The 19,530-nt window shown below is 68.2% G+C and carries 14 protein-coding genes and 3 pseudogenes; 10 read left to right on the top strand and 7 right to left on the bottom strand.

The window, feature by feature from the left end:
- The 3 genes and pseudogenes from PBV52_RS14210 to PBV52_RS14200 form a co-directional block, all read right to left on the bottom strand.
- A complete protein-coding gene (locus PBV52_RS14210) occupies nucleotides 1–495 on the bottom strand; it encodes an NUDIX hydrolase (protein ID WP_274238714.1) in 495 nt (164 codons plus the stop codon).
- Between the two features lie 608 nt (nucleotides 496–1,103).
- Nucleotides 1,104–1,604: a hypothetical protein gene (locus PBV52_RS14205; RefSeq protein ID WP_274238713.1), complete on the bottom strand. Its 501-nt coding sequence runs from the start codon at nucleotides 1,602–1,604 to the stop codon at nucleotides 1,104–1,106.
- Nucleotides 1,605–1,692: 88 nt separating this feature from the next.
- Nucleotides 1,693–2,421: pseudogene (locus PBV52_RS14200) on the bottom strand (adenylosuccinate synthetase); the annotation flags it as partial.
- 22 nt (nucleotides 2,422–2,443) lie between these two features.
- Between PBV52_RS14200 and PBV52_RS14195 the strand changes: the two are divergent.
- The 3 genes and pseudogenes from PBV52_RS14195 to cas2e all read left to right on the top strand — a co-directional run bounded on the left by PBV52_RS14195 (nucleotide 2,444) and on the right by cas2e (nucleotide 4,571).
- A complete protein-coding gene (locus tag PBV52_RS14195) occupies nucleotides 2,444–3,697 on the top strand; it encodes a hypothetical protein (protein ID WP_274238712.1) in 1,254 nt (417 codons plus the stop codon).
- A gap of 252 nt (nucleotides 3,698–3,949) precedes the next feature.
- Nucleotides 3,950–4,228 (top strand): annotated as a pseudogene (locus PBV52_RS14190) (type I-E CRISPR-associated endonuclease Cas1); the annotation flags it as partial.
- A pseudogene (cas2e, locus tag PBV52_RS14185) lies at nucleotides 4,225–4,571 on the top strand (type I-E CRISPR-associated endoribonuclease Cas2e). The pseudogenes PBV52_RS14190 and cas2e, both read left to right, overlap by 4 nt.
- Before the next feature lie 495 nt (nucleotides 4,572–5,066).
- Here cas2e and PBV52_RS14180 read toward each other — a convergent pair.
- Together PBV52_RS14180 and PBV52_RS14175 are read right to left on the bottom strand one after the other, a co-directional pair.
- A complete protein-coding gene (locus tag PBV52_RS14180) occupies nucleotides 5,067–5,414 on the bottom strand; it encodes a hypothetical protein (protein ID WP_274238711.1) in 348 nt (115 codons plus the stop codon).
- 1,590 nt (nucleotides 5,415–7,004) lie between these two features.
- The gene (locus PBV52_RS14175) at nucleotides 7,005–8,000 is read right to left on the bottom strand and encodes a phospholipase (RefSeq protein ID WP_274238710.1); all 996 of its coding nucleotides are present in this window, start codon (nucleotides 7,998–8,000) and stop codon (nucleotides 7,005–7,007) included.
- A 1,162-nt stretch (nucleotides 8,001–9,162) separates the two neighbouring features.
- Here PBV52_RS14175 and PBV52_RS14170 point away from each other — a divergent pair.
- Nucleotides 9,163–11,040 (top strand): MMPL family transporter, encoded by a 1,878-nt coding sequence (locus PBV52_RS14170; protein ID WP_373921862.1) that lies wholly within the window; start codon nucleotides 9,163–9,165, stop codon nucleotides 11,038–11,040.
- Here PBV52_RS14170 and PBV52_RS14165 read toward each other — a convergent pair.
- Nucleotides 11,034–11,561, bottom strand: a complete 528-nt coding sequence (locus PBV52_RS14165) for a hypothetical protein (protein ID WP_274238708.1) — start codon at nucleotides 11,559–11,561, stop codon at nucleotides 11,034–11,036. The two genes, PBV52_RS14170 and PBV52_RS14165, sit on opposite strands and share 7 nt — an antisense overlap.
- Before the next feature lie 317 nt (nucleotides 11,562–11,878).
- On the opposite strand from PBV52_RS14165, the gene PBV52_RS14160 reads away from it, so the two are divergent.
- The 6 genes from PBV52_RS14160 to PBV52_RS14135 are packed head-to-tail and all read left to right on the top strand — an operon-like array spanning nucleotide 11,879 to nucleotide 18,084.
- The gene (locus tag PBV52_RS14160; protein ID WP_274238707.1) at nucleotides 11,879–13,099 is read left to right on the top strand and encodes a pyridoxal phosphate-dependent aminotransferase family protein; all 1,221 of its coding nucleotides are present in this window, start codon (nucleotides 11,879–11,881) and stop codon (nucleotides 13,097–13,099) included.
- Nucleotides 13,087–14,310, top strand: coding sequence for a hypothetical protein (locus PBV52_RS14155; RefSeq protein ID WP_274238706.1), 1,224 nt, complete (start codon nucleotides 13,087–13,089; stop codon nucleotides 14,308–14,310). Before PBV52_RS14160 ends, PBV52_RS14155 begins: the two co-directional genes overlap by 13 nt.
- Nucleotides 14,294–14,563 carry an acyl carrier protein gene (locus tag PBV52_RS14150; protein WP_274238705.1) on the top strand — a complete coding sequence of 90 codons (270 nt, stop codon included), beginning with the start codon at nucleotides 14,294–14,296 and terminating at the stop codon, nucleotides 14,561–14,563. The genes PBV52_RS14155 and PBV52_RS14150 overlap by 17 nt, the downstream gene beginning before the upstream one ends.
- Nucleotides 14,560–15,786, top strand: a complete 1,227-nt coding sequence (locus PBV52_RS14145; protein ID WP_274238704.1) for a beta-ketoacyl synthase — start codon at nucleotides 14,560–14,562, stop codon at nucleotides 15,784–15,786. Before PBV52_RS14150 ends, PBV52_RS14145 begins: the two co-directional genes overlap by 4 nt.
- A gap of 28 nt (nucleotides 15,787–15,814) precedes the next feature.
- Nucleotides 15,815–16,831 carry a phosphatase PAP2 family protein gene (locus PBV52_RS14140; RefSeq protein WP_274238703.1) on the top strand — a complete coding sequence of 339 codons (1,017 nt, stop codon included), beginning with the start codon at nucleotides 15,815–15,817 and terminating at the stop codon, nucleotides 16,829–16,831.
- Nucleotides 16,819–18,084 (top strand): glycosyltransferase, encoded by a 1,266-nt coding sequence (locus tag PBV52_RS14135; protein WP_274238702.1) that lies wholly within the window; start codon nucleotides 16,819–16,821, stop codon nucleotides 18,082–18,084. The genes PBV52_RS14140 and PBV52_RS14135 overlap by 13 nt, the downstream gene beginning before the upstream one ends.
- Nucleotides 18,085–18,183: 99 nt before the next feature.
- Here PBV52_RS14135 and PBV52_RS14130 read toward each other — a convergent pair whose 3' ends face one another.
- Nucleotides 18,184–19,245 carry an NAD(P)-dependent oxidoreductase gene (locus PBV52_RS14130; RefSeq protein WP_274238701.1) on the bottom strand — a complete coding sequence of 354 codons (1,062 nt, stop codon included), beginning with the start codon at nucleotides 19,243–19,245 and terminating at the stop codon, nucleotides 18,184–18,186.
- Nucleotides 19,246–19,530: the final 285 nt, after the last annotated feature.

Raw genomic sequence — 19,530 nt, 5'->3', positions numbered from 1 at the left:
TCAGAGGCCGAGCAGCACAGGTCCGGCTGGAACACCAGAGGTGATCAACGTCGTCAAAGGAGTCGCAAGGTCGCGGGGGGAAAACAAGTCCGGACCGTCATAACTGGCGACTTCCTGCGGGTGCCACCACTCCAGCCCGCTGATGTTCTCCGCGGCGAGCTCGTCATCGGACAGCGTCCCGCGCGGGTTGAACCCCGCAGTGCGCACGAGGAAGTAGTCATTGACGACGCCGTCGTAGCCAGCTGCGTGCCCAGGCGCCACCACTTCCTGGTGCCACACGTGCGGGGGATCGGTCCTGACAGCGAGGCCCACCTCTTCCCGCAGTTCGCGACGCAATGCGGCAAGTGGCGTCTCGTCCTGTTCGATCCCTCCGCCCGGAGTTGCCCACACCACCGTTCCCGCCGGCTCTGGAATCGTGAACCGACAGAGAAGGATGCGGTCGTCCTCGTCGAGGATGATCGCGCGTACCGAGTGACGCAGGTTCACAGATGGCATCCGGACACGCTAACCGCCTGGGCAACCGTGATGTGATTGAACAGGTGGGCCGAGCCCAGTAGCTCTCTGCCACTGGCCACAGAAGCTGAGCCAGAGCCCAAGCTTGTGAAGACAGCCAGGGGAGCACGCGCGTTCGATGGTGTGGGTGGTCTGGGAGTGGGGACCATCCCCGCGGGTGCGGGGAGCACGGCCTGCCCGCGACCGCGGCCCACCGGTGGGCCTTGCGCGAAACTGTGTACGGAACTCCTCGCGGCCTGCCGCTGCTGGGGGTCCCGTATGTGCCGCCCGTCCTTCGCGAAGTAGAAACGGATCTGCGAGTGACCTGAGGGGGGGATCGTTCACCTGATGTGAGTGTCCAGGCCCTACTTAGCGAGGCATTCCCCGAGCCGCGCCAGCGCGATGCCGACGCGGCTGCGAGGCAACGGCGTCCCCTGGCCGGCGTTCACCTGGCTGACGGCGTCGATGCCGCCGACTTGTGCATGAACTCCCGGCGGTTCATGGGACTGACGGGCATAAGGGCTCCTGAGCAGGGACACCCACTGCAGAACACCCGGCCGATACCTGGCCGGGTGCTTCTCACTCACACCTGCACGGACGCAACCCGCGGATTACGACGGGTCGATGTCATGGAAGAACCAGGTAAGGATGTCGTTGCCGGCCGGCTGCTGGACGTGCAGCACGACATTGACGAAGGTCGCCGAGACGACCTGCACCCGCCAGTTGCCGTTGGGACACACCTGACTCGCCGGAGGGTTCGGGGGCGTGTTGAGCGACACGCTGAACGTGATCTGCCCCGCACGGGGGTTGATGTTCTGGGTCGCGCCCGTCACAGGGCCGAAGAAGGCCGGGTGACCCGGGGCAGTGTTCCCGCCCCTGTTGACGCAGATGTACTGGACGCGGACCTGATCGGCCGTCACAAAGGCCGCGGCAGGACCCGTTCCCAGGCCGGCCGCCTTGCCGCTGCACGTGATGGACGCACCACTTTGCGTGATCGCCTTGGGGGTGCACGTCGGGGACCCGATGAAATGCGGGCTGTCCGCGAGGGCGGGCGAGACGCCGAGGGCGAGCGTGAGGAACGTCATGGTCAGGAGCTTGAGGACACGACGCACGAAGGTTCTCCTCTTCGACTGGGGGGTGCGATGCGAAGTGAGTCCTACCGCGCATGGGACGTAAAATCTCGATAAGTCACTCAAACGCTTATATGCATACTCCCCGCCGGAGGGCTTCCGGCGGGGAACAGGTATTCGCGGCCTGCAGGAACGAGTTGATCTCGATCGTCTCGTCCCGGCCCGGCCCCACGCCGATCGCGGAGATCGGCGCGCCGGACATCTCCTCCAGCGCCTTGACGTATGCCTGGGCGTTCTTCGGCAGGTCGGAGAAGGACTTGGCCTTGCTGATGTCCTCGCTCCAGCCCGGCAGCATCTCGTAGACCGGCTTCGCGTGGTGGAAGTCGGTCTGGGAGTACGGGAGCTCCTCGACGCGCTTGCCGTCGATCTCGTACGCCACGCAGACCGGGATCTGCTCCCAGCCGGTCAGGACGTCCAGCTTGGTGAGGAAGAAGTCGGTCAGGCCGTTCACACGGGTCGCGTACCGGGCGATCACCGCGTCGAACCAGCCGCAGCGGCGGTCACGGCCGGTCGTCACGCCCCGCTCGCCACCGATGCGGCGCAGCGCAGCGCCGTCCTCGTCGAAGAGCTCGGTCGGGAACGGGCCGGCGCCGACGCGGGTCGTGTACGCCTTGAGGATGCCGATCACGCGGCTGATCTTCGTCGGGCCCACGCCCGCACCCGTGCAGGCGCCGCCCGCGGTCGGGTTCGAGGAGGTGACGAAGGGGTACGTGCCGTGGTCGATGTCGAGGAGGGTGCCCTGGCCGCCCTCGAAGAGGACCACCTTGTCGTCCTCCAGCGCCTGGTTGAGGATCAGGACCGGCCGCTACCGGATCTCAGACATGAGGCCCAATGCGTGGAAGAACTCCCTCCTCGGCGCCGAGCCCGGACCGTGGCACGCGCGCCTGGGGACGATGTGGAAGCGAGTGGTCGCAGAGTGCGGGGCGGCTGACAAACTCGCAGCCGATCACAACATCGTGTGGAACGAGTTGCCGCACGAGACGAAGATCTGTCTCGCCGTCGGCACGCACAACGGAGAAGTCCTCGACATCGCTGCGGCCGCGCTGCGCACTCGGATCAAGGACTGGCAGCGAGAGGGCCGCTACGCACGCATCCGCCGCAGCATGCCCGAGGACTTGGTCGGCCTGGTCCCGGCCGACGTCGGCGCGCTGCGCTCCGGCCTACTCACCCCCAAGGACTTCCGCACCAGCGACTACAGCGGCAAACAGGTGCGGATCGAACGGCTGGTGCGCGCATTGACCGGGACCGCCGCCTACCTCTCCGCCGCCCACATGATCCCTGCCAGCCTCGCCCTGGACGTGGTCACCGCCTCGCCCTTGGACGCCGAGACGCTCACCGCGCTGCGATTGCCCGCGCCGTGGTCGCTCGTTGTCCACGAGCCCGTCACCCTGGCAGCCGCGGAAGCCGACGACACCGAGCTCGCCCAACTCATCGAGGCCGGCCAGTGTGCCGGACACGAGCCAGCGATCCTCGGTGGTCTGCTCGCCGCCAGCGACGACGGCTCCCTCGACACCACGGCCGGCTTCCTCCTGCTCACCGCCCTGGACGGCTCCGGCCGCCGCTTGTGGATGTTGCAGCACGCCGCCTACGGCGACCACGCTGGCGGCTGTGTTCTGTACGGCTACGCGGCTCAACTCGCCTTCGCCCGCTGGCTGCAGCCGCCCACACTTCCCGACCCTGGTCCCGGCAGCCGACCCGGCTCACGCAGTGCCCTCGCCCGTGCGGTCCGCAGCGAGGCTGGCCAGGGCGGCGGCTGGCACCACGTTCGCGTCCTCGACTTCACCCCGCCACCAGATGAGCCCCCACCCGAGCGTGCCGAGCCCACCGACACGGGCACACCGCTCACCACCGGCACCTGGCGGCGAGCTCACTGGAAGCCGGGCGTGTGCATCGGGGTCCGCGATGCGGCTGACCGGCTCGTCGGGCCCGTGTACAAGAACGGCGCGATCGAGGGTGTCACCTTCACCCGCCAGCCCCGCTTCTTCCCCCGCACCCGCATGCGTCCTGACCTCCCCCTCGCCCCCATTACCACCGTGTACCGGCCGCTGCACACTGGCTCACCCACCACCGCCTGAACCGGTGTCGGCCATCCCGAACACACAACGGCCTCGCGCCGCCAAGCGATGACTTCTCCAGACCTGTGCCACTGCGGGGATACACGTTCCCAGGTTGCGCCCACCGCGTTCTCGAGGGCGCTCCGCAACACGTGCTGACCTGCGGCGCCATACTTCCGCGCAAGCCCCCCACCGGTCGCTGGGACCATCCCCGCGGGTGCGGGGAGCACACCGACCCCATCGCCCACGGCGTCAGCCCCCGGGGACCATCCCGAGATCGGAATCCCCCTCGCCTTCGACATCGCTGCGGAAGACGAACAGGACGTCGGCGCCCGCACCCGCCGCGCCCTGCGCGACCGCATCAACGCAACATCCTTGCTGGACCGCTGCGTCGACGACATCAAAGACCTCGTCATGCCCGGCGCCACGGGCCCGGGCGACCACCCGGCAGACGAACGGGACCGCGTCACGCTCCACAGCGACCGAGGCCAACACGTCGCCTCCGGACACAACTACGCGGACGGAGACGACGAGGAAGCGGTGCTCTGGTGACCGTAATCGTCCTCACCAACTGCCCGCCCGGACTACGCGGGTTCCTCACCCGCTGGCTCCTCGAAATCTCCGCGGGCGTCTTCATCGGCAACCCCTCAGCCCGCATCCGAGACGCCCTCTGGAACGAAGTCCAGCAATACGCGGGACAGGGCCGCGCCCTCCTCGCCCACACCACGAACAATGAACAGGGCTTCACCTTTCGCACGCACGACCACAGCTGGCACCCGGTCGACCACGAGGGACTGACCCTCATCCGCCGCCCGAACGCCAACACCCAGCCCACCAACACCGCTCCCAAAACCGGCTGGAGCACGCCGCCAAACGCCGCCGCTTCAGGGGCTGAGGTCCGAGATGGCGGATCTGTGTGAAATGCCGGAACCTGTACAAGTGCCAGAGGATCTGGCCTGCCACCCTTAAAGCAGCAGGTCGCGAAGTGTGCTCCCCGCACCCGCGGGGATGGTCCCGCCCCCCCCGAACGCCGGGGGCATCTCCGGGTCCCTGCTCCCTGCGCGCCTGCGGGGGATGGTCCCGCCGCCGTACGGCTGTCCGCCCAGGTCGCCCGGTGCTCCCCGTGTCCGCAGGGATGATCCCCGGGGGCGAAGCGGGACCATCCCTCGTTTTGATACTCGATGGTCTTCAAGTCACAGCTGCACGATGCCCGCCGGGCCCTGGCCGGTCTGATGGCCGACGACTACGGAACTAAGGAGGCATGAGTGGACGGCAACGAAAGTGACGAGCTCGCTCGTCGCCTCCAGGAAGCCGGACGGGACATCTCCTGATTCCCCGTCTGGAGCAAGTCAAGGTACGGGCGGGCCGTTCCTCCCAGCGTTCGGCTGCCTCATCCGGGCGGCCCGGCGTGGACGAGCCGGGCGCCGTAAGGGCGTTCGGGCGCAGGCCGCTGCAGACGGTAGATGCCAAGGGTTACGGCGGAGTCGACGCGGAAACGCAGCGGCAGTTCCAGGAAGTGATTGTGGCGTTGCTGGATTCGGCGGCCGCCACGGCCGGACTGGACCGCGAGGCATGGGTGACGCAGGAGGGTGGTGACTCGCTGTTCGCTGTTCTGCCCGCGGACGCCTCCGAGCCCGCCTTGGTCGACGACTTCATGCGCGCCCTGGACGCCGGCCTGCGCGCCTTCAACGTCGGCCAGGGCCAGCGGCCTTGGCTCCGTCTGCGCGCGGCCGTCCACTCGGCTCGGCCGCGCTGGGCGCCAACGGCTTCGTCGAGCGGGCCCCGGTCGAGACCAGCCGCATCCTCGACTGCGTACCCCTGCGCACCGCCCTGGCCCGGGCGCCGTACGCCTGTCTGGCCGTCGCGGTGTCGGCGACCGTCTTCCACAAGGTCGTACAGGAGGCATACACCGGCATCCCGGCGGAGGAATTTCCGGCGCGTGAGCGTCGAGGAGAAGGAACGCCGGGGGGAGGCCTGGGTCTGGGACCAGGGCGCGGACACACGGCAGCTGGACCTGGAGCCGGATCCGGAGGAGACCGCGCCGGGCCACACACCGGGGACCGGGCCCTCCGCTGGCAACCTGCGCAGTGGGGACGAGAGTGCGATCGTCGTGGGGCACGGGGGTAGTGCGAGTGTCACGAACGGGACCGATGGTGTGCCCTTCCTAGGTCCCCGAAACTCGGGTGACCGGCCATGACCGAGAACCTCTCCGGGAGGTCCGGGCGGACGGCGTGGCGCAGGGACCGGGCCCGAGCGTCAACTACCTGCGCAGCGGCGAGGGCAACGCGATCGTCATGCGGGACGGCGGCAGCGGTGGCCCGTAGCGACCTCACCAGTTACGGAACGTAATCGCGGCGGCGGGGTGTATTTGTGCGCCATAGGCCGCGACGCCTCGTCGCAGAGCAAGGGCGTTCCAGTAGCCCTGGGACAGTCGCGAGGGTCACCGCGTGCCTCCCGGTCCCGTAGGGGCGGCAAGGAAGCGGTGTGGCGAACGCCTAACGGTGCCCGATCGAGCAGGATCGAGGAGGATGCAGCCGAATGGAAACAGACGGATATATCCGTTCCTGCTGCAGCGTCGCAGGTGAGACGCATCACCAAAATAGGTTCGAGTCCCACCCGCCCCACCACTCGCTACGCGAGCAGAAACCTTCTGGCCTGCGAAAACGCCGTTTCGTGGGTGCGTGGCGTGCAGCGAGGGTTGCGCGGTGGTGCAGCGAACTCCGCTTCGTGTGCGTCCAGCATGATGCTCGCGCGGCTGTGACCTGCGGTTTCGTCCCTACGTGCCGTGGGAGCGTAGAAGCGCGGTCCCATGTGCCGTCCACCGACCGCCGCCGGTGCTGCTTGCCCTCGTCTTGGGCGATCCTGGACCACCAGGTCCGGCAAGGCATCGGTGTCCGCTCTTGCTGTCGGCCGTGTTCCTGTTGACGAGTTCGTCCTCGGTGCGGGCCCGCGTCAGGTCACCCAGCAGCCCGTCCCCTCCGCCAGCCTGGGAGCGCATGCGAACGGCACTCAGGATGCAATCCACCAGTTGGCTTCGGGTGCGAAGGACGTTGCCGTAGGAGCTGCCCGGAAGGCGCCGGGTCCAGGGGTTCAGTGGAAGGGGGTTGCTCGCTGCCTGTCAGAGTGTCCCGGTGAGTACCGAGGCGCGAGCGGCCAAGAGGTCCGGGTTCGGTCCGAAAACGGCACGGATCACCAGGTCAAGGACCAGTTCACGGATGAGCGCCCACATGAGGACGGGACGGCCGCGAGGCCTACGCCATGTGGTGTACGGGTCGCGACGAAGTTCTGCTCGGAGGCATGCCTCAGCCGACCGCCACGGGAGGAGTGGTCAGTATCCGAAGGGAATGTCGCCGTTGGTGGCGAGATGCTGGGTGGTGCTGTGGGCCTGTACCCAGTCGGTGATGTAGCGCAGGGACCTCTCCGCGGCAGAGTCGTCCTTCCCGCACCCCTCTGGAGCGGGAACACCGTCGGGATAGCAACGGGTTGAGTGCCCGTAGATCAAGCCGTCTGCGCCAGAGCCGCGGGAGCCGAGATAGGCATCTACCTGTGCGGCCCCTGTGTGGCCCACTGAACCGCTGATGGTCCACCCGAAGACGCCGGCGAGTTCGCCGCGCTCGCGTGCCTGAGCCCCGAGACGGAGCTGCCGGCCGATCGACGCGAAGTTCAGATTGGGGTCGAACAGGCCGTTGTCCATGACGCGCTGGCTGCGCGGGATGTTGGTGCCGAGTCTGGCGAAGGCCGTCCGCACGTCGTCATAGTTGCCGCTGATGGCAACGCCTTCCTTGGCTTTCAGCCCGTCGTTCACGGCCTTCCAGCCGACACCTCCCACGCTCGACGTGGAGAAGCCGTACAAGACGCGAACCCCTCGGTTCTCAAGTTTCCTGCGTGCCAGGTCCCTTAGACCCGCCACCGAACAGTGGGTCCGTTGCGGGGAACTGCCGCCGCAGAAGTCGGGGTTCTTGATGTCCAGCCACACGAAGTTGATGCGTGCGCCCCGGGCTCGCTCTGTCGTGACCTGGTCGAATACCTCTTCCAGCGTGTCGCCGCGGCTGGTGATGGTCCCGTCGTGATCGGCGTACCAGCCGCCGTCGGTCCACGCGGTTGCGTCCACTTCGAGAGCGTTCGCACCGTGCGCCAGCGCGTTGACCACCCCTTCTGAGGTGAGCACGCGGTGGGCGACGGCGTATACCGGCTGGCTTCCACTGTCGTACGACGGTGCGTCCGCGCTCGCACCTGGTGCCTGGAACACGCCCGATAGTGCGGCGGTGATCGCTGTGCATGCGCCGATCACGGCCGTCGCCTTCCTGGGCCGATGGCTGACCATGTCGCCAACTCCTATGAGAAATGGGTCGCGGAACAACTCAGGGGCTTCCCCGGATGTCAGGCGGCCAGGATGCGCATGATCACGTGCCGTGCGACAAGGGCATCTACGACGGGTCACCTTGAAGAGGTAAACCGTCGATCATGTTGTCGGCCTGCCCATGGGTTCTGCTGCCGAGTGTGCTGTGCAGCCCCAGTGGCGTGGCAATCGCGCAGTCGTTGGGCAGCGGGTGACGATGATCAGTAGATCGGTGCACCTGGCCGGACCAGATCTGGGGCTGACAAGACGACGCTGCGCATCATCTGCGGGCAACTCGCGCCCGACAGCGAAGCCACGTCCACACTCGGGCTGCGCCAGGTACTCGCACTGGACACCGGAACCGGAATCGCCGCTCATGCTTCGGCAGCATTGGTTCGATCAGAGCCCAGAGCTCGTCGCTGACCTTCTACGGCTTCCACGGTCATGCTGGTGGAACCCTCCCTGCCGATCATGTGATTTGCCGCCCGGGAGGGTGAGTGCACGGCCAAACCTCGTACGGGCGGAGACGGTGCCCGATACGAAGATCGCCGACTTGTCCGTGATCTTCGAGAGGAATCCCGCTCGTGTGTCTCCCTCGCGCCGTTGGCGATGCGGCCGCCGTTTTGATCACTCCGATTGCCGCTCGTGCCGCCCCCGGAAGTACGACCGATCTGTCTGTTTCGGTGCATGGCCTTGTGTGCGGCGCGGGGGGACTTCTGTGACCTTCAGTTCTGGGTGTGATGACCGTGATGCCAGCGGGCCGCGGGACGGTTGTGTGCCGAGTCGCAGCGGAGCGATGCCGGGCCGACCGGAGGTGGGCGTGGGTGCAGACGGGTGCGGATGGCTGTACTGGCTGGCCTGTCGCAGTGTCAGGAATCCCGGGTGCACAGTGTGGGCGGCGGTGCTCTGCGCTGCGGCTGTGGTGTGCGTGGCGGTGCTCGGTACCACGGCTTCCCTGTCGATGGGGGGATACAACTCCGTGGGAACGGAGTCCGCGCATGCTGATGGACTGTTGCGGAAGTTCATGGGCGCTGACCCGGGGCTGGTGCTACGGGTCAGGTCGAAGGACTCGGTCGACTCGGCACGGGCGCGTTCGGACGGGGTGGCGCTGGCACGGCGGGTTGCTGCTCAACCGGGAGTGGCCGCGGTGGAGGCGTACTGGACGTCGCGTTCGCCTGCCCTGCGGGCGAACGATGGGCGGTCGGCGCTCATCGGTGTCGCACTGGAGGGGGATGAGGCGGCGCAGGCGGGGGCCGCGTCGCGGATTGTGCCTCGGGTGACGGGTCGGCAGGGCGCGCTGCGGGTGTCGCCCGGCGGTCGGGTGTGGGTCGACATCAAGGCAGCCGAGCAGGGCGAACGGGACCTTGTGTGGGCCGAATTGGCGGCCGCCCCGGTGGTGTTCGTGTGCTTGGCCTTCGCTTTCGGGTCACTGCTGGCGGCACTGTTTCCACTGCTGGTGGGGGCGTTGGCGGTGGCGGGAGCATGGGCGTTCCTGCGCCTGCTGGGTGGTGTGATGGAAGTGTCGGCGCTCTCGCTGAACATCGCGACTGCCCTGGGCTTCGGGCTGGCAGTGGACTATGCCCTGCTGGTGGTGACTCGCTTCCGTGAGGAAGGCGCGCGAGGGCTGGCTGTGCCGGATGCCGCGGTCAAGGCGGCCCGGACCGCGGGTCGCAGCGTGCTCGTCTCGGCCGGCGTCGTGGCCCTGGCGTTCTCCGCGCTGTGGGTGTTCCCGTTCCCGTGGCTGCGGTCGACGGCCGTGGCGGGGATCGCGGTGGTGCTGCTGGCGGCGACGGCGAGCGTCGTCCTGCTGCCGGCGCTGCTGACGATGCTGGGGTCCCGGATCGGGCACCGCCGGGCGGCGTCGAGTCCGGCCTGGCGGCGGCTCGCCCGGTGGGTGACCCGGGCGCCGTGGCCGTGGGCGGCCTGTTGCGCGGTGCTGATGGCCGCGCTGGTGTGGCCGTTCGGCCAAACCCAGTGGGGGTTCGCTGACGAACGTGCGCTCCCCGCCGGTTCGCAGGCCCGGGAGTTCGCCGAACGCCTCCGCGCTGATTTCCCTGCCCAGCCCGACCGCGATCTCATCGTCGTACTGACCCCGGTGCCCGGCGACCGGGAGGTCGACCAGTACGCGCGGCGTATCAGTGCGCTGCCGGGCGTTGTTCAGGTCAGCGCCCCGAAGGGCCGCTACCACGACCGTCATCGCACCGCGGTCGTCAAAGCGGTTTCGGATAGGACGACGGCAGTGTGGTTGAAGGCATCCACGGGGCTGGATCCGCGGTCCGTGGCGGCCGCACGCCTGGTGGAGCGGGTGCGGGAGCTTCCTGCGCCCGGACCGCGCTGGGTGGGGGGTTCGCCCGCCCGTCATGTTGATTCGAAGGCGGCTCTCGCTGATGGGGTGCCGTGGGCCGTACTGCTGATGTCGGCCACGACACTCGCCGCGCTGCTGCTGTACACCAGGTCGGTGCTGATTCCGCTGAAGGCCGTCGCCATGGCCGCGCTGAGCCTGACGGCCAGCCTGGGGAGCATGGTCTACATCTTCCAGGAGGGCCATCTGCGGTGGCTGGTAGGCGACTTCACGGCCACGGGCTTCCTGGACATGACGATTCCGCCGCTGCTGTGTGCGATCGCGTTCGCGCTGTCGCTGGACTACGAGGTCTTTCTGCTTGCCCGGATCAAGGAGCACTACGACGCCTGTGGTGATCACCAGGAGGCGATCGTCGAGGGCATCGCCCGCACGGGCCGGCTCATCACCGTGGCCGCCGGGGTCTTCGCCATCAGCATGGCCGCACTGGCGAGTTCCGCCATCACGACACTGAAGATGATGGGCATGGGGCTCGGAGTGGCGGTCCTTGTCGATGCCACGCTCGTGCGCGGCATCCTGGTGCCGGCCTTCATGCAGCTGACCGGGCGGGCCAACTGGTGGGCCCCGGCATGCCTCAAACGACCTGCCACGCCCGAAGCGCGTGATCCGAACCGCGAACCGGACGCGGTTGCCGAGAACTCCGCAGAGGCGTCCGCGGCTCACTGACCACCGCGACGGCGGTCGGCCGATGCCGCGGTGTCGGTGAACCGGCTGGTGAGGGCGAGGGCCAGCGCGGCGGTGGCCATTCCCGCGGGTGCCGCTGCCCAGGCGCCTGCGACATGAGAGGGGAAAACAGGTGCCGGGCGGGGTCGGAACTCGCCATCAGCTGCGCCTTGAGGGGCTGGACCTTCGGCGAGGAAGTAGGCCGGGGGCAGCACGAAGTACAGGTAGGAGGAGCTGTAGCTGAGGCTCAGCACCTCGGTGAGGGGCCTGGAGGCGAGGCCGCCGAGCAGGAGGTTGGGATGGGCGCCGAACAGTTGTTGTTCCCAGGCCGGCATGACGTCGTCGAGCAGGCGGCCATGCAGGGCCGGCGGTGCCCGGCGGCGGTGTGCCACGGCGCAGGCGAGGACGAAGCCGGCCACGGCCGCGCAGGCCCTCGTCAGCCCCGCGGCGTGCGGTACGGCCTCGCGGCCCCAGACCACCGCCGTGGCAGCGAAGACGAGGTACCCGCGGGTCACTTTCTGCACAGCCCTCAGAAGAGGTCGGGCCGCCACATGGGTGTGAGATCGGCGGGCGACCAGCGATGTGGCCCGAACGGGTGATAGCTGTGCGGGGAAAGAGGGCCCTCCGCGCAGCGTCCGGGCAGGGGCCGGTGCAAGGTACGGCCCTCGGTACCGGGGCGGTTTCCGCTGATCAGATGCGGTCAAGGGACCTCGTGCACCCTTGCGTTGAGTGTCGGATCTCCGGATAGGAGACACTCACAATTACAGCTTGTCATCACATGACTCCAATGGGCTACGGTTGCCGCGATCTTGGAGTCATGCTGTGACAGGGCAGGTAAGCGATGTCAGATGTGAGTGGAGCGGCCGCTACCTGGGCCGCCATCAACAGGGCCCGGGAAACCGGCAGTTATCCGTTCTACCGCCGGATCACCGGGCAGCCGGCTCCGGGAGAAGTCTTCGTCGAGGGCATGCGGGCGGTCAACGCGGCCTCCGGTGACTATCTGGGCCTGGCGGCGGATCCGCGGGTACGCGAGGCGGCAGCGGGCGCAGCGCGCGAGCTGGGCGCCTCCTGCTCCGGCTCACCCGTGGTGATCGGAACCTGGTCGGTGCACGCGCAACTTGCGGAGGAACTCGCCGACTTCCTGCACCGGCCGGCAGTGCTGCTGGCCACGACGGGATTCCAGGCCAATCTCACCTTGGCCTGTCTGTTCAGCGAGGACCGTGCGGTCATCTCCGACCGGCACATCCATGCCTCTCTCGTCGATGCGGTGCGGCTGGGAGCCGCCAAGAACCGCCGGTTCCGGCACAACACGCCCCGCCACCTGGCCCGGCTGCTGGAAGAAGCGTCGGGACAGGGCCTGTTGCCGGTGGTTCTGACCGAGGGAGCGTTCTCGCTGGGCGGGGAGCTGGCCGTACTGCCGGAGATCGCCGATCTTGCCGGACGTCATGCGGCCACGCTCATCGTCGACGGGGCGCACGACATCGGGATCCTGGGCCCATCGGGGCGCGGAGCCGGTGAGCACCTCGGCTGCGAGCAGGACATCGACGTACTGTCCGGGACCTTCTCCAAGGCGTTCGGTGCCGGTGGCGGATTCATCGCCGGAAGCACCGAACTCATCGAGCACTGCCGCGCGTTCGGGCAGGCCACCATCTATTCGGCGTCCATGCCGCCACCGACCGCCGCAGCGGCGCTCACCGCGCTGCGCATCATCCGGGACGAGCCCGAACGGCGCGCCGTACTGGCCCAACTGGCGGACCGTCTGCACGACGGACTGGCCGAGCTGGGGTACGCCCGTCCCACCTGGGCCAGCCCCATCGTCACACTCCCGGCTGGCGACGCCGACCAATGCCTGCACACATGGCGGGCGATGCTGGAGGCCGGTGTGTTCGCTGCGCCGTTCATGCCGCCGGCTGTGCCGCCGGGAACGTCCCTGCTGCGCCTGGCCGTCACCGCCGCCCACACCGAAGCGCATATCGACCGCATTCTGGAGGTCGTGGGCCAACTTTTGCCGGCCGGCGACACGACTGGCGTGGCAGCGGAACCGATCCCGTGTCCCGCCTGATGAGCGCGCCCCGGCCGCCGCAAGGCGCTGCCGACATCGTGATGGTCCGCAGCCGCGCCGACCTGGATGACTTCATCAGGCTGCCCTACCAGCTGTACCAGGCGCATCCGCACTGGGTTGCCCCGCTGGAAGTGGAGCGGCGTCAGTTCCTCAACCCGCGGCGTAACCCCTACCTGCGCCAGAGCGGCATCGGCTACTTCCTGGCCCGCCGCGGCCGGACGCCCGTGGGGCGGGTCGCGGCCATCATCGGCCCTGACGGGTCGGCCGGCCAGGGCCAGGTCGGCTTCTTCGAGTGCATCGACGATGCCGGCGCAGCATGCGCCCTGTGGGAACAGGCAGTGGACTGGCTGCGGCAGCGGGGAATGTGCACGGTGCTGGGCCCGATGAACCCCAATATGCATCACGAGTGCGGACTGCTCGTCGACGGCTTCGACGACGCCCCCCGCGTCGGTATGCCCTACAACCCTCCCTACTACGCGGACCTGTTCACAGCGGGCGGCTTCACCCCGGTCAAGGAACTGCTGTCTTGGCGGCTGTCGCCGACCAGCCACAGGGTCGCCCAGTTGGCTGCTCATGGTGACGCGCTGCGGCGCAAGCACGGTCTGACGGTGCGGCCGGCCAACTGGCATCGCTTCCGCAGCGAAGTTGCTCTTGTGCGGAAGCTGTATCACGACTGTTGGCAGGACAACTGGGGCTTCGCACCAGCCACCGACGCGGAGTTCACCTACCTGGCCAGGCAGATCCGGCGGCTCGCTCCCACCAGTGTCCGCATCGTCGAGCATGAGGGAACCCCCCTCGGCTTCAGCATCATGCTGCCCGACTTCAACCAGGCACTGGCCCCCGCTCAAGGCCACCTGACCCGCTATGGCTGGCCGATCGGGGCCTGGCGCGTGTGGCAGAGCCGGCGCTCCATCAACCGCGGCCGTCTGATGGCCATGGGCGCCTCCGAAGACAGCCGCGCCAGAGGAGCCTCTCTCGCCCTGGTCGCCGACGCCCTGGCCGGCGCCCGCATGCGCAGCTGGAGCGAGGTCGACGTGTCCTGGGTCCTGGAAGACAACAAGGCTGCCAACCGGCCGCTGGCCTTCGCGGGAGCCACAGTCCACAAACGCCACCGCCTGTACGCACGCTGTGTACGCCACAGCGAGCCATGCTCATGCCTCGCCGCCCATGCCCGACCCGCCCCGGAGAACACCCATGCCGCTCACGCATGACAACGTCGTCTCGATTCTCGCTGAAATCACGGGAATTGACGAGGACGAAATCACCCCGCAGACCACCCTGCTGGACGTAGAAATGGACTCCCTGCTCCTGGTCGAATTCGCCGTCGTCCTCGCTGAGCGCCACCAAGTCGACGTGGCAGACAACCTGAACCTCACGCCGGAGAGCACGATCGCCGACTTCGTAGCCGTAGTGGCCGAGCAGTCCTCGACCGCCGCTGCCGTCCCTTCGGTGGCGGTGCAGTGACCTGCGATATCGCCGTCACTGGAATCGGACTGGTCACCCCGGCGGGCACCGGCACCGACTCGACCTGGCAGGGCCTGTGTTCAGGACAGTCCTTCGCCACGGCCCACGATCCGCTGCTGACGGGGCTGCCTGTGGACCTCTCCTGCCCCGTTCTGGAATTCGACGCCTGCGATCACCTACCGCGGCGAACGGTGCGGCGCACCGACGCCTTCATCCACTTCGCGCTCGCCGCCGCTCAGGAGGCCGCTCAGGACGCCGGCCTCGCACCCGGATCCGCCGAACCCACCCGCATCGGTGTCGTCCTCGGCGTCGGCTCCAACAGCCTTATTGGATACGGAAGGGTCTTCGAGCTCCTTCAGGCCGGTGAACACCACCTGGTGTCCCCACTGGCTCTGCCACGCAGCGTGCCCAGCATGGCAGCCGGAGAAGTAGCAGCCCACCTCGACTACCGGGGTCCCAACTTCACTGTCGCCAGCGCCTGTGCCTCAGGCGCTCACGCCATCGGCATCGCCCGCGACCTCATCCGCTCCGGGACCTGCGACATCGTGCTGGCCGGCGGTGCGGAATCCGGCCGCTCCCCCCTCGGCGCCATCAGCTTCGCCCGCCTGGGTGCCCTGTCCACCCGCCGGCACGATCCGTCCGGGGCCTCCCGCCCCTTCGATCGCGACCGCGACGGCTTCGTCCTGGGTGAAGGCGCGGCCGTCCTGGTCCTCGAACGCGGTGACCACGCCCGCGCCCGCGGTGCAACCCTCCACGGCGTCGTCGCCGGATACGGCGCCTCTGCCGACGCCCACCACCCTGTCAACCCTCACCCCGAGGGGCGCGGCCTGCGGCAGGCCGTCAAGTCAGCCCTGACCGATGCGGACATGACACCTGCCGACATCGATCATGTCAGTGCCCATGCAACCTCCACCCCAGCCGGAGACGTCGCCGAAGCCCACGCGCTGAACCGCATCTTCTCCGCCGCACCCCCGCCCGTCACAGCCCTGAAAGGATCGCTCGGACACGCCCTGGGGGCAGCAGCCGCCATCCAGGCCGCCGGCGCCCTGCTGACCCTCAGGCATCAGGCCATCCCACCCACAGCCAACCTCGACAACCAGGACGACGCCATCGACCTCGACATCGTCCGCAAGGCCGCCAGACCGGCGCGCCTGCACACCGTGCTGACCACAGCGAGCGGCTTCGGCGGAGCCAACGCCGCACTCATCCTTCGGGCCACCTGATCGCGGCGCGGGACTCACAAGGAGGAGAATGCAGCTGGCCATGGCCAAACTGGGCAACGGGGCTAAGTCCTTGGTGTCTCTGCTGGACGCCAAAGAAGCTCTCACGGTGCCGGTCGTGGTCTTCCTGGGCGGGCTTGCCGCAGCGAATCCTTCTACGGTTGAGCATCCGGACTCCCGGCGCGCGCTCATTGGATCCGCCGCGCTGATCGCGGTGTGGTGCGGGGCCGCCGCAGGTTGTCCGTCGTGGTTCGGCACAAGTTCGCGACTGGCCCGACTCGGGCGCGATCTGCTCGTCCTGGCGCTGTGCATGGTCGTATATCCGAGTACGCGCTGGGCTGTGCCACTGATACATGACAGTCACTACGACGGCGCTCTGGCGGCTGCAGACCGATGGATGTTCGGTGGCAGGGATCCTCTGCCCCTGCTCGATCCGCTGGTTCACCCGTTGTCGACCGCGGCCCTGGGGCTCGCCTATTCGTGCGCGTGGGTGCCGGGGGTCGCTCTCGGCTTCCTCTTGTACGCACGGGGCCGCGACCGTGAACTGTCCGATCTGCTGCTCGGGCTTGTCCTCGTGCAATACGCCGGATATATCGGCTACTTCCTGGTACCTGCGGTGGGTCCCTGGTATGGGCTGGCCGATCGGTTCAGCGTCTCGCTCGGCGACAGTTGGTGGATTGCGAGTTATCGCTCGCACTCCACAGGTTCCGACGCATTCCCAAGTCTGCACATTGCGACCACTGTGCTGGTCGGCTGTTTCGCCTGGCGCGACTGTCGTCGGCTGTGGTTGCTGATGTGCCCGCTCATCGGTGCCATCGGTCTTTCCACCATGTATCTGCGCTGGCACTACGTGACCGACGTAATCGCCGGCCTGGTCCTGGCTGCAGCGGGACGCCTGCTGGCGCCTCGCCTGAACGACGCGTGGGCACAGGTCCGGTCGGGTTGGAGCTCCCCGTCCCACCGGCCTGTGGCAGCCGGCGCCTCAACGCATACCGATTCCTGCTGCACGCAGGAGAGCGCCAACCAGGAGAAACCATGCGCGTCTTGATCGTCACCTCCGGAACAACAGGGGACGTAGCCCCGTTCACTGGTGTGGGATGCCAATTACGTGAAGCGGGTCACCAGGTGACCGTCGCGACGCATGAGGACTACCGAGCCCTGATCAGCGAATGTGGTCTGGGCTTTCGGCCGTTGCCGGGAGATCCGCAGGCTCTCATCCCCACTCATGGAGCCGGCCTGCCCAGGCGTTCGGACGGGCTGCGTGGATCAGTCGCTGCTGCTCGCGCCTATGTTCCGGCCCTGACACAGATGGCCGACGCAACCCTGGAGGCGGCCCGGGAAGGCACCGACGTCATGGTGCTGTCCAGTCCAACGGCCGTCCTGGGCCTGGCGGTGGCAGACGGGCTTCGTATTCCTGCGCTCCTGGCACTGTTGCAGCCGCACACGCCGACCCGGTCCTTCGCCCCGGTGGGCCTGGGGCGCCACTCACTGGGACGTACCGGAAACCTGCTGGCCGGCCGTGCGCAAGTCACCTTGATGCGCCTGGCCGCAGGACCAAACGTTCAGCGATTGCGCGCAGAGATGGGCCTGTCACCGCTCACCAGCGGCCAGCGCCGGCGGATGGGCGACAGCCGGCCAGTCGCGTACGGCTTCAGCCCCCTGGTGATCGCGCGCCCGCCGGAATGGCCATCGCACGTTGCCATCACCGGATACTGGTGGCCTGCCACACCTCGAACGTGGCAGCCGGATCGAACCCTGAAGGATTTCCTGTCGGCAGGACCGCCACCGGTGTTCATCGGGTTTGGCAGCATGATTCCAGGCCAACGGGAGCAGATGAGTCAGCTCGCTGTGGAGGCCCTGCGCAAGGCGGGCACCCGGGGAGTGGTGCAAAGCGGCTGGGCAGGCGTCGCAGCCCACAGCGATGATGTCCTCACGGTGGGCCAGGTCGCACACGAGTGGCTGTTCCCTCGCACCGCTGCGGTGGTTCATCACGCCGGAGCCGGCACCACGGCTGCGGGGTTGCGGGCAGGAGTGCCGGCCGTCCCGACACCGGTCTACGGAGACCAGTCGTTCTGGTCAGCGCGACTGCGTGCGCTGGGCGTCAGCCCCCGCGCGGTGCCCTTCTCGCGGCTGACCAGCGACACGCTCGCAGACGCCATCCGCGCAGCCGTCCACAACCCCGTCTACCGCAGACGCGCGCGTCTCATCGCCGGTGGAATCGCAGCTGAGGATGGCACCGGCGGGTTCGTCCGCTACCTGGACCAGTTCGTCCCCGGAACGACCACTGGTTCGATGTGGTAGATCATCCTCATGTCCCGCGGGGCTTTTGCACTGTGAGCACGCCGCGTCATGCGTTAAGGGCCAAGACCGAGATCACCACCGCGTACCCGACCGCTGGTCTCAGCCATGCAGCATCTCTTTGAAAGCCTCTCGCAGGCCGTCTTCGAGCCCGACCCTGGCGCGGAACCCGAAATCCCTGTTCGCGCGGTCCGCAGTGGCGGTCCATGGCCCGGCTGCCGCCTCGCGCGCCTTGTCCCGGTTGAACACCGGCACGCCACCCCGCAACCGTCCGAACGCCTCACTCACCACACCGGCCGCCCGCACCACAGCCGACGGCACGGGCAGCACCAGTGGCCTGCCGCAGCCCAGCAGCGCACCAGCCGTCCGCACCAGATCAGCAAGGGTGTACTCAACCCCGTCACACAGGTGATAGACGCCACTGTGGGACTCGCTCGGACCAGCGGTACGCCCCTGCAAGCCCGCGGCGATCAGCCCGTCGCACAGATCGTCCACGTGCAGCACCGAGTAGAGGCGAGTCGCCGGGCCGGGCCGCACCGCCACTCTTGTACGGGCCATCGCGGCGAGGTTCGGTACGAACGCCACATCGGACGGCCCGTACACGATCGGGGGGCGCACGATCACGGTCGGAACCTGCCCGGCGAACCGCCGTGCCGCCTGCTCCCCGGCCAGCTTGCTGGCTCCGTACCACGACACCGGACCGGCCCGGTCCTCCTCCCGCCGTGCCCGCCCCGGCACGGGCGCGGGACCAGCCGCAGCCAGCGACGAACACACGACCAGCCGCGGCGGCGCATCCGAGGAAGCCAACACACCCGCCAGCACGCCAGTCGCCACGGTGTTGGCCAGTCGAAACTCGGCCCGTGACGCGGCCCGTACCGCAGCCGCCAGATGAATCACCACATCCGCGCCCGAGACAGCCTCCACAACCCCCGAACCGGTGAGCAGATCCACTACGGCGACGTCGACCGGACAGCCGTCCAGTACTCCGCGATCGGACTGCGGCCGCACCAGCGCCGTCACCCGGCCACCGCTCTCAACAATCCGGCGACACAGCCGACGGCCCACGAACCCCGTTGCCCCCGTGACAACCACACGTAGCCCGCTCACATCCGGGCACACAAACGGCTGCTCTGCCTCACGAGGGGCATCGATGGAGTTCGTCACGCCCGCACGCTAAAGGGCGCGTCCCCCATTCAGCGCAACGAAAGCCGCTCAGGGACCAATCACCACCCAGACGAATGACCATTACCCCCGAGGCCCGGGCGTCCTCTCCGTCCGGGCAGAGGCGAGCCGGGCGGTCTGTACCTCGATCGGCTCCGCCTTCCCGAGCCCCGGTACGCCGTGGTCTGGACGGATGAAAACGATCTGCTCCATCAGAGGTGCCGCGAGCGGCTGTTGAACGCTGCGGGGATCCGCTCCTCGATCATCTTCGGGTCGGCGCTCGGCCGG

The organism is Streptomyces sp. T12 (assembly GCF_028736035.1).
Lineage (GTDB): Bacteria > Actinomycetota > Actinomycetes > Streptomycetales > Streptomycetaceae > Streptomyces.
This window is presented reverse-complemented; position numbering and strand designations above follow the sequence as displayed.